14 protein-coding genes are annotated in these 13,975 nt (G+C 58.3%); 2 read left to right on the top strand and 12 right to left on the bottom strand.

Features of this window, described 5'->3' with window-relative positions; translation table 11 throughout:
• Nucleotides 1–11: 11 nt before the first annotated feature.
• A complete protein-coding gene (locus DOQ08_RS13415; protein WP_114335453.1) occupies nucleotides 12–302 on the top strand; it encodes a DUF2218 domain-containing protein in 291 nt (96 codons plus the stop codon).
• On the opposite strand, the gene DOQ08_RS13420 is transcribed toward DOQ08_RS13415, so the two are convergent.
• The 12 genes from DOQ08_RS13420 to DOQ08_RS13475 all read right to left on the bottom strand — a co-directional run bounded on the left by DOQ08_RS13420 (nucleotide 278) and on the right by DOQ08_RS13475 (nucleotide 13,206).
• On the bottom strand, nucleotides 278–1,144 hold the full coding sequence (locus tag DOQ08_RS13420) for a sugar phosphate isomerase/epimerase family protein (protein WP_114335454.1): 867 nt from the start codon (nucleotides 1,142–1,144) through the stop codon (nucleotides 278–280). The genes DOQ08_RS13415 and DOQ08_RS13420 overlap by 25 nt on opposite strands.
• Nucleotides 1,141–2,157, bottom strand: coding sequence for a DUF6005 family protein (locus DOQ08_RS13425; RefSeq protein ID WP_114335455.1), 1,017 nt, complete (start codon nucleotides 2,155–2,157; stop codon nucleotides 1,141–1,143). The genes DOQ08_RS13420 and DOQ08_RS13425 overlap by 4 nt, the downstream gene beginning before the upstream one ends.
• Nucleotides 2,154–2,417, bottom strand: a complete 264-nt coding sequence (locus tag DOQ08_RS13430; protein ID WP_114335456.1) for a phosphopantetheine-binding protein — start codon at nucleotides 2,415–2,417, stop codon at nucleotides 2,154–2,156. The genes DOQ08_RS13425 and DOQ08_RS13430 overlap by 4 nt, the downstream gene beginning before the upstream one ends.
• Complete coding sequence (locus DOQ08_RS13435) at nucleotides 2,414–3,721, bottom strand: AMP-binding protein (RefSeq protein ID WP_114335457.1); 1,308 nt, start codon at nucleotides 3,719–3,721, stop codon at nucleotides 2,414–2,416. The genes DOQ08_RS13430 and DOQ08_RS13435 overlap by 4 nt, the downstream gene beginning before the upstream one ends.
• Nucleotides 3,718–5,544, bottom strand: coding sequence for an IucA/IucC family protein (locus DOQ08_RS13440; protein ID WP_114335458.1), 1,827 nt, complete (start codon nucleotides 5,542–5,544; stop codon nucleotides 3,718–3,720). Before DOQ08_RS13440 ends, DOQ08_RS13435 begins: the two co-directional genes overlap by 4 nt.
• The gene (locus DOQ08_RS13445; RefSeq protein WP_114335459.1) at nucleotides 5,531–7,348 is read right to left on the bottom strand and encodes an IucA/IucC family protein; all 1,818 of its coding nucleotides are present in this window, start codon (nucleotides 7,346–7,348) and stop codon (nucleotides 5,531–5,533) included. Before DOQ08_RS13445 ends, DOQ08_RS13440 begins: the two co-directional genes overlap by 14 nt.
• 85 nt (nucleotides 7,349–7,433) lie before the next feature.
• Entirely contained in the window at nucleotides 7,434–8,801 is a 1,368-nt protein-coding gene (locus DOQ08_RS13450) for an MATE family efflux transporter (RefSeq protein ID WP_114335460.1), read from the bottom strand.
• Nucleotides 8,802–8,823: 22 nt separating this feature from the next.
• Nucleotides 8,824–9,636: an indole-3-glycerol phosphate synthase TrpC gene (trpC, locus tag DOQ08_RS13455; RefSeq protein ID WP_114335461.1), complete on the bottom strand. Its 813-nt coding sequence runs from the start codon at nucleotides 9,634–9,636 to the stop codon at nucleotides 8,824–8,826.
• 7 nt (nucleotides 9,637–9,643) lie between these two features.
• On the bottom strand, nucleotides 9,644–10,672 hold the full coding sequence (gene trpD / locus DOQ08_RS13460; RefSeq protein ID WP_114335462.1) for an anthranilate phosphoribosyltransferase: 1,029 nt from the start codon (nucleotides 10,670–10,672) through the stop codon (nucleotides 9,644–9,646).
• Between the two features lie 16 nt (nucleotides 10,673–10,688).
• The gene (locus DOQ08_RS13465) at nucleotides 10,689–11,267 is read right to left on the bottom strand and encodes an aminodeoxychorismate/anthranilate synthase component II (protein ID WP_114335463.1); all 579 of its coding nucleotides are present in this window, start codon (nucleotides 11,265–11,267) and stop codon (nucleotides 10,689–10,691) included.
• Nucleotides 11,268–11,433: 166 nt separating this feature from the next.
• Nucleotides 11,434–11,820, bottom strand: a complete 387-nt coding sequence (locus tag DOQ08_RS13470) for a hypothetical protein (RefSeq protein ID WP_114335464.1) — start codon at nucleotides 11,818–11,820, stop codon at nucleotides 11,434–11,436.
• 24 nt (nucleotides 11,821–11,844) lie between these two features.
• Nucleotides 11,845–13,206 carry a hypothetical protein gene (locus DOQ08_RS13475; RefSeq protein ID WP_114335465.1) on the bottom strand — a complete coding sequence of 454 codons (1,362 nt, stop codon included), beginning with the start codon at nucleotides 13,204–13,206 and terminating at the stop codon, nucleotides 11,845–11,847.
• A 272-nt stretch (nucleotides 13,207–13,478) separates the two neighbouring features.
• Here DOQ08_RS13475 and DOQ08_RS15970 point away from each other — a divergent pair, with 272 nt between their 5' ends.
• The gene (locus tag DOQ08_RS15970; protein ID WP_165823666.1) at nucleotides 13,479–13,865 is read left to right on the top strand and encodes a hypothetical protein; all 387 of its coding nucleotides are present in this window, start codon (nucleotides 13,479–13,481) and stop codon (nucleotides 13,863–13,865) included.
• The last annotated feature ends 110 nt before the right edge of the window (nucleotides 13,866–13,975 follow it).

Here is a 13,975-nt window from a genome sequence, read left to right on the forward strand (position 1 = left end):
AGGAGATTGTTATGCCGTTTATGAACGCCCAAGTATCCACCGCTAACCCCAGCCGTTTGATTAACCGCTTGTGCAAACACTTCAGCCACAAGATCGAAGCGGAATGGAGCGAAACCAACGGGTTGCTCACCTTCTCCATCGGAGAATGCAGGTTGAGCACTCTCAATGGAGCGCTGGCTCTGGAATGCCAGGCTCCGACTGCGGAAGAGTTGGAAGAACTGGGGCAGGTGGTGGCGTCCCACCTTATCCGCTTTGCCGGCGATGAGGTGGCCGAGGTTCAGTGGAAGCCCGAAACCGCTTGAGTTTGAGTGCACTGCTCTGCCAGCACCCTGCGTAGCTGGCGGAGATCGCTGTTCAGTACCCGGTAGCTGTCTGAACCGAACCATTCCAGAGACACGTCCAGATCGATACCCTCTGATTGCCACGCCCCCAGCTCTGCCAGTACTGGCCGGTAGTCACAGGCACCCTCCAAGACCGGCACCATGCCCTCACGCGTACCCGCCGGCGAATACACGTTAGCGGGCGCAAACACACCAAGCTGGTTGTGTTGTTGAATGTTCTTGAAGTGGCAATGGTGTACCCAGGGCGCCAGCTGTTTCAGCGCGGCCAGCGGGTCGGCACCGGATTCCCAAACGTGCAGAACGTCAAAATTGATCCCCAAGGCCGTGTGATCAATGTCGCTTAACAGTTCGAGGGTGGAGCCCACGGTGTCGGCCAGGGTGCCCGGGTGAGTTTCCAACATTAAAGAAAGACCTTCTTCAGCCACGCACTGGGTCAGCGTTTGCAGCCGCCGTGTCATAGCCTGCCGCTGGCTGGGCGAAACCTTGTCACTGCCTAAGGGCCCGGCAAAGGTGCGCACCTTGTTTGCGTGCCAGCGCTTTGCCAGCTGACAAGCCTCCCGGGTTTTACGAAGTGCTTCGGTTTCGCTGCCATCCAGCGGCAGATAATCGCTGACCATCGGAATACGCAGCCCTTGGCGCTCTATCCAGTGGCCATCCAGGGCCGGTTGCCGGGCCAGATGGCGAGCGTGCACGGCCCAGAGTTCAATGCCGTCAAAACCGTTGTGTTTGGCCCAGTCGGCCAGCTCGGGTAAGGACACCAGATGGTGCCGGAACGAAATGGTACACAGGTGAAAACGAATCATGGCAGCACCTCCAAAGGGGCTTGTTCGGTATGGGCGTGCGGAACCCCGATGTCGCGATATCGCTGCCACTCGTTGAACAGGGCGAGCAGGCTGGCCTTGATGGCAAACTCCCGCTCATCCTGTTCATCCAGTAACTGCTCGACGCTTGCCAGCAGGTCGTTATTGCCGGACATCAACAGCTTCAGGGCCCTGAACTGGATCTGGGTGTAGGTTTTCACCAGCCGTTCGATGTCTTCACAGATCGCTTCAAACCAGGGCGCCCCTTCCGCTTGTTTGCCCTGATCTTCCAGCAGCCAGGCGAAAGCGTGTTCATAGGCGTACTTGCGAATCGCCATCACCGGAATTTCCCGGAAGGCATGGGGCAGGTGCGCCAGCGGCTGGCGGGCATCGGGGCCAGTATGGGCACGAAGAATGCGCCGCAGAGCATCGGTGAACGGGTTGTGGTCGGTCTTCATGCATTGCGCGAAGTAGGCGGCCACGGTTTCTGCCGGCGTATGGCGTATGTTCAAACCATCGAAATAGAAACCGCCCGCAGCGGCCGGGGAACGCACGGATTCCAGAATCCGGGCTTTGGGTATTACACCTTCCCAGCGGAAATCCGGGTCAGACATGAACCATTCATCGGGGTTGTCGGTGGTTTCCAGCATCACGTAGTGCGGGAACGGGTTTTGGTGAAACTTGTTTTCCCGTTCAGGCAGACGGTACAAGTCGAGCATCACCATCACCTGCCGGTCCGAGGGCCGGTTTTCCACCAGCGACACCAGGGTTTGGATGTTGGTTTCCTTATCGGCGTCGTGGTCGTACCACGGTTCGATGCTGATGCCATACAGCAGCTTGTACCAATCGCGGAACTCGTTATGCCGGGTGTGGGGCGAGTGATACGACAGCTCCATTTCATCATTCACCGAAAAATCGGCATCCCAAACCCCGAAGTAGAACGGGCGGTGGTCCACCCCGGGTGTGCGTTTGATGATTTCGCACACGCAACTGACGAAACAGTGCACCTTGATCACAGTGACGGCTCCTTGTGGTCGTTGGCGACCAGCAGCCGGGCCAGATCGTCCACGGTTTCAAGTTCCTGCGTCAGCAAGGTTTCTTCCGGAAGGTTCAGGCCGTGTTCCAGCTCCAGATGCACGATCAGTTGCAGCAACATGATAGAATCGATGGCCAGATCGGCATTCAAGCGGGCACTGCCATCGAACGCCGACAGTCGGGCGTTGGGTAAGTGCTGCTGGAGAACCGCCTTAATGGCGGCATGGCGCTTGGTGCTCATGCGGGCACCTCCTCAGCAAGCGTATGGGCGGGCGCTTCGCTCAATAGCCGTCGGCTGACCTTGCCGTTGGGCAGTCGTGGAATGGTTTCGACCTGCTCGATGAAGGCGGGCACCTGATGAGGCGACAGGTGTTCACGGCTCCACTGTTTCAGATGATCGATATCCAGTTCGGCATCGGCCACGAAACGCAGGCACACCCGCTCACCGGCAAAGCTGTCGGCTTGCTTATAGGCCACCGCTTCCCTTATGCCCGGATAGCTCAGGTATACGTCTTCCACCGCGCCGGGGTATACGTTGATCCCCGCCACATTGATGGTGTCGTCGGTGCGCGCCAGAAAGTGCAGTTGGCCATGGGCATCGAAATAGCCCAGATCCCGGGTATTAATGTGCTGACCGCTGCCTTTGATGGTGATCATTACGTCATCGGGTTGCGCTGCGGAGGTGCCTGCATCCAGCGATACGTGGGGCAGGGGTGTGCCTAGCAAACCGGGCTCGGTCACGTTGGCGGTGAGGGCAACACAGCCGGCTTCTGAACAACCGTACTGTTGGCATAACCGTTGGCAGCGGTCCCGAAGCTGATTCAATACCGGGGCAGGCAAAGGCGCGCCGGACAGCATCACGGTATGCAGCGTCTCGCTTGGCGGCAGTATCCGGATCAACAGACTGACCAATGTGGGCGAAGCATAAAGCAGATGTTCCGGCACCGACCGCAGCCGGGACAATATGAACCTCGGGTTCAGGTTGGTCACCACATGCGGCGTGGCCCCCCGTTCCAGTGCCGCCAACACGCCGCAGATCAAACCGTAGGAATGGGTGACCGGGCAGGCCACCACCGGCGTGAGTGGCTGGGCTTCGGTGAAGTGGTCAACGTAGGCCGTGAGCTCCCGGTCAATATCCCGCCATGATCGGGTGATGGTCTTGGGCTTACCGGTGGTGCCAGAGCTGAGTTGAATCAACTCGCCACCCGCGGCCTGGCCCGGATTTTCGGGTGTTTCAAGAGCCTCCGGGGCCGCATCGCGCAGGTTGTCACCGAACAGCAAATGGCTGCAGCCGGTGTCGATGGCCAGCGTTTTTGCTGCCTGCCGGGGCGTGCCGGGATGAATGGGCAAGACACTGGCTCCCAGCGGTTTCAGCCAAAGGCACAGGGCCAGCCAGTGTGCGGTATCTTGCAAGCACACCGCCAGGCGACAGGTGGCAGGGTTTTGGAACGGCCCGGAGTCGGCCAATGGCGCCACAATGCGGTCGCAATCGTCCTGGCTGTATGGGGTGTTATCAACGTAAAACAAAGGAAAAGCAGTGGTCACGATAACCTCGCTTGCTGGTGATCTGTGAATGGCACGGAGGAGCCGGTCGGGTTGATGGCCAGGGGGTTGGGTACCCAATGGCTGAGACTGCCGGGGTCCGGTTGCAGTTTTTGGGTCAGTAACGATTCGGTTTTCAGTCTTGGCTGGTTCCAGCCGAGCTGCGCCAGTCGGTGCTGAAGCTCCGGGTGGTGTTGGGTGTATTGGTCCAGCAGCTTGCGCACGCATGCCCAGAACCGGGTTTCAGAAAACCCGTAAGCGTCTTCCAGCAGCAGCGCCAGTTCGCTCAGGTTGTAGATAAACAGAGTGTCCACGGCCAGCTCCCGTAGAGCTTCGGGGCCGGTCATCCGGTAATAGAGATCGTCCGGTGCCTGATCGTACTGTGTTTGCGCTTCGCCCAGATCCGGTTCAGGCGTACCGGATGCGAGATAGCCCATGGCGTACTCCACGCTGTCGTGAAAATCCCTCAGTAAGAGCGCGTTGGGCCAGCCTTCGCGCATGATCAGCAGGCTGTTTTGAGCGTGGGCTTCCAGGCCAACGCCGTGGGCGGCCAGCATGTGCCAGACCGGCAGAATCAGGGTCGCGAGGGCGGCGTTCAGCCAAGGTTCAAGGCCGTAACGCTGCACCCATGGCTGGATGAACGGCTGGCCGTCTGGCTGCCATTGAAACAGCGCATTCAGCGGCACCGCCTGTTCGCTCTCGTTCAGCCGGGCGCTGAGATTGGTGCGCCAGATGGCGGCCAGCTCACCTTCAAGCGGGTGTTGCCCGGGCAGTGTGCCGGGCTTTGCTATAAAGCTCAGGCTGGCGTATTCCGGCAACAGCCGCAGCGGGTAATCCCGCGAGAGCCATGGGTCTGATTCAACAATCGCTTCCAGCCAGTGGCTGATGGCGGGTGCGGACGGCACCGAATGCGGCTCCAGATGCCGGCGCGAAGAGGTGTTGTGAATACCCAGTGGCAGCTTGATGCAAGCCTTGTTCGGGCGGGTCATGTTGAACAGCGAACGCAGGGATTGGCTAGGCTGGTAGCGGTCGCCCAATGGCCCGAGATCGCGGATGTCGAAACGCTCAAGCTGTGCAGCCAGCGGCCCGGTGTTGATGTGTCGCCATTGCCAGGGATGTACCGGCAGTGCGCCATAGTCTTGCCAATCAATGCCAACCCGATGAAACGCCGCGCGCAGCAGAAAGGCGGTCTCCTCGCCCAGCTCGGCCTGCCAGAAGGTTAGATCTGAAGCGGGTAAATGGCTGGAAAGGTATCGGCGAGGTATGGCCGCCCAGTGCAACCGAAACCCGTTGCTGGTTTCCGGGCTGTAGCGCATCAAGTCGTCGGCCCCGAACCCCAGCCGGCTTTTGAAACACGGGTGGTAGGGGTGCCCTTCATGAATCGCACGGTCCAAGGCTTCGCCGTGCAGCGAGCGCCGATTGTTCAGCGTGCGGGTTTGATGGCTGTTTCGCAGCTGTTCTTCATTGGTGATGGTAGCGGTCAGTTCGTTAAGCAGTAGCTGCTGCCGTGAGCGGGAACCGGGTAACTCCTGAATAAGCGCTGGCAAGTCCACGGACAACGTGCGTTTGTTGCGGCTAAAACTCAGCGTTTCTATGTCTAAACGAACGCGGCTGAAGCCCCGTACACGGCCCCGGCAGCGGGCCTGCAAGGTGCCCACGGGAAAGCTCAGCCACTGCCAGCCTTCGCTGCGGGAATCGGTTTTGTAGCAGGGCACAAGGCCTTCAAACAGCAAGGCTTCCAGCAGTTGCCGGAGCACCCGTTGCTGCGGGGTTTCCGAAAGTGCAGTCGCCAGAGCCGGCTCGGCCACCGGATTACGCAGCGCCATGATGCACCTCAACGGCTTGTTTACGGATCTGGCTGGGTAGCAGGGATTGCACGCGGCGGCACAGGGGGTTGGGAATGCTGGTATACACCGCCATTTCCAGTTCGGCGTTCAGCTCGTCAACATCGTGTACACGGGTCAACAGGTTGCCTTTGTAGGGCAGGCAGCTGTCTTCCAGCAGCATGGCAACCAGCGGGCGGGCCGGGCCATCCAGACGCGCCAGTTCCGACTGCAAAAAGCAGCGCAGCTGGCGCAGCAAAACGGCTTCTGAAACCAGTCCGTCCACACCAAAGCGGGCAATCACCGAAAACAGCTGATTCACGATCAGGTAGTAGCAGAAACGGTCCCGGATCATCGCGTCCCGATAGAACAGCTCCGGGGTATCGAGCACATCCGGGCACAGGGCGGTCAGCGATTCTCGCCGGCTTTCCGACAGGTAATAGCCTTGATTGTCCCGGTAGTAATAGCGGTGCGGGTAGCCGCCGCGAATGTCCAGAAGGCTGTTTTGCTGATGGGCTTCCAGCGCAATGCCGTGTTCGTCGTAAAGCCGCAACGCGGGCGCAATGGCGCAGGCCAGGTAGTGCTGGAACCAGTCCTGACTGACCGAGGCCAGGCTGCGGTTTTCATTCAGCGCGACACCTTCAATCAGGCTCAGCAACCGAGAATTACGCCCGGGCAGTGGGTCCTGCGTCAGCGCGGCAAGGCTGATCACGCCGTGATCTTCGCCCTCGGGGAAGGGATTCTCCCGAAAAATCATTTCAAACCCGCTTTCAGCCTGCCCGGGCAGTTTGACCGTTAGGTAGGCTGGGTCTTGCAGAATGCGGAACGCTGGCTCGCTCTCCGCAAAGCCGGTTCGTTGAATCAAGCGCGCCATCACCACGCCGGCCCGTAACTCCGGCACCTTGTTAACCCGCAATGAGTTGGTGACTTTCACCGGAATCGAGAACTTCAGCATCCAGTCTGCTTGCTCGCTGTACAACGTGCGCACGGACGAGGTTGCGGAGAATTCCGGCCCCAGCGCCCCTAGGGGGTGAATGGCCCCATCCTGAATCGCGCTTTGCACCGCAGGTTGCAGCAATAACCACTGGGCCTGCAGCGGGTGGGCCGGTATCAGAACATGGTCTTCTGGCAGGTTTAATGTGGGGTGCCCGCCTCTGATCAGGCACTCCGCCATGGTGCTGGCGGGCAAAGCGGTTGCCGAATCTTGTTCCACGCAGGATTGGTGCACCATGAAGTAATGCAACTGAAAGCGGTTCGCCAGCTCCGGCGCGTAGGCGTCTTGCTGCCATTCCGGCATGCCCTGACGGCTTTTCGGGGTGGGGTGGCTGGCATGGCCGAACAGCAACGATTGCTCGGCCTCAAGAAAACAGTTCTGATGAAGGCGCGGGTCGTGCCGGCGTTTGGCTACGTAGCGGGTCATCACCCCGTAGCTGTCGGTCAGCCGATGCAGCAGCTCCAGTTCCCGCAGCTTGCGCAGCTCCGGCACCATGCCGGCCGAACGGGCATAGAGTTCCCGCACCAGCAGGCACATGGCCTGAAAGGGTTCAATCTCGGCCCAGCTATAACGGCCATTCAGCCACTGTTGTACTTTGCCGTAGCGATGCCGGCCAAGATCAGAACGATAGACGATCTCGATGGCGAGGCGGGAACGCTGGCTCTCAAGCGACAGTTCGCAAGTCCACTGGCCGGATGGCCCCGTTAAAACCGTGTGTTCACGCCACTGGCCGGGGTCAATTTCCTGCAGGTAACCATGAAGAAAAGCCTGAAAGCTTGCCTGTTCGGCAATCGCGCGGGCGGACGGTCCCATGTCGAACTCCAAAGTCAGAATTTGGAGTCAATCTAAATGAGAATTATGCGCAATTGAAATGTATTTACATCTTTTACATTTGGCACTAGGCCGTGCCGGATGTGACCAAACGCTGTGGCCGAAAGCGAATGAACAGTGCCAGCGCGAGGCCGAAGGTCAGCCACTCGGCCATCGGCAGCGCCAGTAACAGTGGCCAGTCCGGTGCAAAGCGGGCAATACCCACCAGCAGCAGAGCCGGTAACACCAGGCTCCGCGAGAAGGCCACCATTGCAGAAGGCAGGGGTTGGTGGGTGGCGGTGAGGTACACCGACAGCAGTACGTTAATGCCGTTCACCAGAAACAGCGGCCAGAGAATGGCGAGATACTGGTCTGCCAGCTGCGCCGTGGCCGGGTCCGCCGAGGTATCGAGAAACAGCCGAACCACGTCATTGCCGAATAGCCAGACCGTACCCACCAGCGTCAGCGCCAAGGTCAGAATCACCGTGGCCCCGCAGCCCATGAACCGGCGGATGCGCTCGGCGTTACCGGCCCCCAGATTGTGGCTGATCAACACGTGCATGGCGTCTGAAATGCCGTAAAACACCATCAGGCTGAGGAAGATCAGGTAATTCACCACGGTGAATGCGGCTACGCCCGCCAAACCCTGAGAGGTCATCAACAGCCAGTTGATCAGCAGCATCACCAGGCCCACCGACATCTCGTTGATCCACTCAGACACACCGTTGGCGAAGGCCTTGGCCACTTCGCGCCAGTTGTGTTGCCGTAGCCGGAACACCAGCTTGCGTGCCGGTTTGTAGAAATACAGCGCCAGCACCGCAAACTGCAGCAACTGGGCCAGCCCCGTAGCGATGGCGGCACCGCGCAGGCCGTAATCCAGATAACCCACCAACAGGGCGTCCAGCACAATGTTAGCGGCAGCGCCCAGCACCAGTGCCGTGGTGGCCAGCCCGGGGAATCCGTCTACCCGCACAAAGTAATAGAGCACCATGGTGAACAGCTGCAGCACCATCACCCAGATGATCACCAGAAAGTACTCGGACATCAGGGGGAAGATAGCGGGCGAGGCACCCAACAAGCGGTAGATGGGCTCATGGAACAGCAGGCCGAGCAGCGCGCCGGACAACGCCAGTGCCAAGGTGGCCATCAGGCATTTGCTGAAGATCGCGGAGGCCGCAGCCCGGTTGCCTTCACCCAGATAGCGGCCAGCGCGCACGGTGCCGCCAATGGCCAGCGCCAACGCCAGCCCGAACAGCAAGGTAAACCAGGGAATCAGCAGGTTCAGCGCCGCGAGGGCATCGGCCCCGGCAAAGTTACCGATGAAAATACCATCGACAATGTTGGCGGTGGTCAGGGCCAACAACCCCGCCACCGAGGGCAAGGCATAGCGGAAAAAGGCCGGCCAATAAGGGCCGGCCAATATCGGGTCGTTGGCTTCTGCGCTGGGGCGGGTCATTGCACTTCCATGGCTAGATGAATCAGCTGAACAGTTCTTGCAGCTTCTCGCCGGGGTCTGGCGCACGCATGAACGATTCACCAATCAGGAAGCCGTAAATGCCGCGCTCGGTCATCGCCTGCACGTCTGCGCGCGTCATGATGCCGCTTTCGGTAATGGCCAAGCGGTCAGAACCAATGCGCTGATACAGGTCGAAGGTGGTGTCCAGCGACACCTCAAAGGTGTGCAGGTTGCGGTTGTTGATGCCCACCAGCGGTGTGCTCAGGGTCAGGGCATCATCCATCTCTTCGCCGTTGTGCACTTCTACCAGCACATCCAGCCCGATTTCGTGGGCGATGCCTTCCAGTTCCTGCATTTGGTCTTTGGTCAGGCAGGCGGCAATCAGCAGAATGCAGTCGGCCCCGATAGCGCGGCTTTCGTACACCTGATAGGGCGCGACCATGAAATCCTTGCGGATTACCGGCAGGCTGCAGGCCGCCCGGGCCGCTTTCAGATAGTCTTCGTGGCCCTGAAAGAAGTCTTGGTCAGTGAGGACTGACAAACAGGCCGCGCCACCTTTTTCGTAGCTTTCCGCAATGACTTCCGGCTCGAACGGGTCGCGCAGAATGCCTTTGCTGGGGGAGGCCTTTTTGATCTCGGCAATCACCGCCGCCTGTTGCTGTTCAATGCGTGAACGCAGAGCATGGGCGAAGCCGCGCGCCGGTGGCTGGTCACCTGCCATGGCTTTGAGGTCAGCGATGGAGGTTTTCGGTTTGCGCTCGTCTACTTCCTGCCATTTGCGGTCAACAATTTTGCGCAGAATGGTGGGGGTACGGTCATTGTGCCTATTGGTCATTGCGGCCTCAGAAACATTGGGAGAAATCGGCAAGTTCAGACATCTTGCCCGCAGCCAGGCCAGAGCCCATGGCATCCAGAGCCATCTCTACGCCCATTTTTGGCGTGTTGGCCAGGCCGGCAATATAGATAGCAGCACCGGCGTTCAGAGCAATCATGTCGCGGGCTTTTTCGGTGGTTTCGTCGTGCTGACGACCGAAGGCGGCGCGGATGAGCTTCAGGGATTCGTCCGAGGAATCCACCGTCAGGCCCACAAGGGTCTGGCTCTTGATGCCCAGATCTTCCGGGGTGATGCTGTATTCGGTGATGTTGCCGTCTTTCAGTTCGGCCACATACGTCTCGGTGGCCAGGCTGATTTCATCCAGCCCGTCTTTCGAGTGCACCACCATGATGTGCTCGGCACCCAAACGCTGCATCACTTCCGCCATGGGGCGGCACAGGGCCTTGGTGAACACGCCGATCAGCTGGCGCTTTACACCCGCCGGATTGGTCATGGGGCCCAGAATGTTGAAGATGGTCCGGCAACCCAATTCTTTACGAGGGCCAATGGCATGCTTCATCGCGCCGTGGTGCGACGGGGCGAACATAAAGCCCACGCCGATTTGTTCCACACAACGGGCAACTTCTTCCGGGGACATGTTCAGATTCACACCGGCTTTCTCAATCAAATCCGCACTGCCGCTCTTGGACGACACGCCCCGGTTACCGTGCTTGGCTACGAAGCCGCCGGCGGCTGCGACAACAAAAGACGCCGCCGAGGACACGTTAAACAGGTTGGCACCATCACCGCCGGTACCCACGATATCCACCAGTGGTTCGGCCTTGATAGTAACCTTGGTGACCAGCTCCCGCATGACTTCGGTGGCACCGGTAATCTCGTCAATAGTTTCGCTCTTCAGGCGCAACCCCATCAGAAAGGCACCCACCTGAGCATCGGTGGCTTCGCCGTTCATCACGATGCGCATGACATCCTTCATTTCCTCACGGGACAAATCCAGATTGGAGGCAATGCGGTCGAGGGCTTGTTTCATATCCATGCGTGAGTGTCCTTTCTTATGATTTGAGGAAGTTGCGCAGCAATTCGTGGCCTTGTTCAGTCATGATCGACTCGGGGTGGAACTGCACGCCTTCAATCGGCAAGGTCTTGTGGCGAACGCCCATGATCTCTTCGATGGAGCCGTCTTCGTTGCGGGTCCAGGCGGTCACTTCCAGGCAGTCTGGCAGGGTATTCTGATCAATCACCAAACTGTGGTAACGGGTGGCTTGCAGCGGGTTGTTCAGGCCCCGGAATACGCCGGTGTCTTTGTGATAAACGGGGGACACCTTGCCGTGCATCACGCGCCCCGCGCGAATGGTGTCGCCGCCAAACACCTGACCGATGGATTGATGGCCAAGGCAAATGCCCAGAATCGGAAGCTTGCCGGCAAAATGGCGAATGGCTTCCATGGAAATACCCGCTTCATTCGGGGTGCAGGGGCCGGGAGAAATCACCAGCCGTTCCGGGTTCAGCGCCTCGATTTCCTCAATGGTGATCTCATCGTTCCGGTGCACCTGAACCTCGGTACCCAGCTCGGCCAGATACTGGACAATGTTATAGGTGAAGGAATCGTAGTTATCAATCATCAGCAGCATAGCGATCGGGACCGTATGTTCTAGCAGTGGATGTGTTCGCCATGCGGGCGGTGCTGTGCATAAAGGTATTCACAGCGCACATTGCCGGAGGTTTGGCGCAAACAGACAGTGGATTATTGCAGCCCACCGGCCTAGGTACAATATCGGGCTGGCGGGGAGGGCGGCATTAAGCCTCGGCCTGAAGGTCAAAATGCCGTGCCGAGGCGCGCAGGGTTTCCACATGCACGTGCCGGCAATCCAGCGCAAAGCGTTTCGCCGCCTCGGCCAGTGTGGCCTTGATTTGGCTGTAGGCTTCTTCCTCATCCTCGGGCAGTACCGACAGCATCAGGCTGATCACCGGCTCCTTGTGGATAACCCCCTCATAGGCGTTTTTGAATTCCTGGCCATCGTCCGCCCAGAACCCGGTTAGCGTTGCCTGGTCGGAAGACTGCAGCACCGTGGCCCCGCCAAACCGCCGCGACAACTGGCCTGCCACAAAATCGCCCACCTCGGCCATTTTTTCCGGGCTGATTGAGAACAGCACCAAAAAGCGGATACGAGCATTGTCTGTCATGGTTAAAACCTTATCAGTGGCGAGTCAGCGTTTGGCCAGATAAATATAGATGAAGATTGTCACCAGCAGGGCAGACGATAACGCAATGGCCCCATTGGGCGGCAACCACAAGAACACATCCAGAATGCCCGGGAAATCATCTCTGGGCAGGCTACGGGATGCGGTGGTCAGCGAGAGGAACAGCTCCACTAGCGCCACACCCCCGATACCCGCCAGAATCAGCTCAACGGTTTTATCCACACGAGATTTACGCGCCTCCAGCAGCCGGGCAATGCGCGAACGAATCAAATCGGTACGCTCCAGCGCGCTGCTGATGAGAGTATCCAGCTGCCAGGCTGCACAGGTGTCTTCCACGATGCGGGCCCGGTTGGCCTGCACCCCTGCACGGGCTTCTTTAAACTCCAACCGGCTGAACTCAAGGTGGTCCAGACTCACGGTAATGTTCGCCATTAACCGGTTCAGCTCCCCGTTACGGGCGCGCTTCGCGCCCAGCAAATCGGTGAGCTGTGAATAACTGGATTTCAGAATGGCGCCGTAAATAAACAAAATGGCGTTGTAGAACTGGCAGATGGACAAACCCCGGAACCAGTCATCACGGCAGTCCTGTGGCTGGTCACTCACCACCAGAATGTTGCCGGAACCCACATAGTGGCGCGCCTGTTTGAGATCGTCGATAGAACCGGCGTAAGACGCCCACTGGCGCAGCAGCTCACCCACAGGCTGATCCAGCTCATCCGGGCTGGCCACAATGCTGCGCCCGGTCCAGAGCACATGGCTGGCAGGGGCGGTGGCTTCGGTGAACGCAACGTCTTTAAACACCGTCAGCTTGTTCGGATCCCGAAGCTGTTGTTCATCGCCCACTTTGCGCTTGCCAAAACGTGACGAAAACTCCCGGCAATAAGTCTGAAAAGCCGGATAAATCAGCGCCCCGTAAACATCCCCTGCCGCATCCGACAGGGTGCGGTCTAACTGGCCAGATTCAACCAGGGTTGCCAGCGTGGCCTCGTCCACCTGGATCATGACATCCAGCCGCAGCAGTGCCACCGTGTCGTCGTATAAAAACAGCTGACAGGCCTCGATCTCGCCGTTCCAGTCATTACAAATACGAGCCAGATTCTTCGAACGCTCCCGAGCGGCCGCATGATCAATCTCGTAGCAATCAAACGGTTGGAAGAAGATCGGCAAACTGTCGTGGGCCAGCGTGCCGTAACCGTTGGCCCAGGGCCAATCGAAAGGAAGAAGCGCATCCGAAGCCGGCAGCATACGCCTGCGAGCTTCCCCCGAACCACCCTGCAACGCCTTGGCCGCGCGGTGTTCGCTGTTGGCACTGATGGGCGAGCGAACCGGAGAAAGAGTGGCAATCCGCAGATTGGTTTTGTGGGTCATTGAAGGCCTTACGGAATTGAGCTTGGGGTGAAGAATTGATGGTTTCGGAGTATAGCGGGATTGTGACGACTTCTGCATGGGATTGGTGGTGAAAGCGGGAAGCGGCTAACTGTGTTGATTGGGAAGCGGTTCTCGGAAATTTGTGGGAAAAAGCGTGACTGTTAGTAAGCTTTTGATATGGTTGCTGTGGCTCGCCGACTTTGCTTAAAGCTTCGGAGTTATACGAGTGTGTTCATCTCATTCGCTGTTAGGCTTCAACCAGAAGGTGGTGTATGAATCTTGAGATCCTGTTTGCGGCAGTCTCAGCAATCGGTGCAGCGGTATCAGCCTTTTTCTCGTATAGGGCGATAAGCGAGAGCAGAAAAAATATCTTTTTGCTTGAGAAAAATAAAGTGGCTCATGCAGTTCGGAAAATTAAGCGAGATTTCGATACGCAGTGGGTGGGGTATAAAATATCCGCTCATCTGGAAGATCAGGGCAGTCTGCTTTCAGCAAAGTATTTTGTTGAGCCATCTTTATATGAAAAATTCACAAGCGTGCTTGTTCATCTTCATCAACTCGAAAGAAAACTATCCTTTGAGGGGGCCACAGATGAGCTTGCAGAAAAGATAGCTAAAGAGTTGGATGGAATTACGTGCAGTATGCGTCTCGATCAATAAAAGAATAAAGCCTAACCCGGATTTCTCATAGGTCCCCGGCAAGTCTCGCAGACCGTGCAGGTTACCGCCATTACCGCTCATTTGCAGCCGAGAATGATTAATAACTGATC

It is taken from the genome of Marinobacter litoralis, assembly GCF_003336705.1.
Classification (GTDB): Bacteria; Pseudomonadota; Gammaproteobacteria; order Pseudomonadales; family Oleiphilaceae; genus Marinobacter; species Marinobacter litoralis.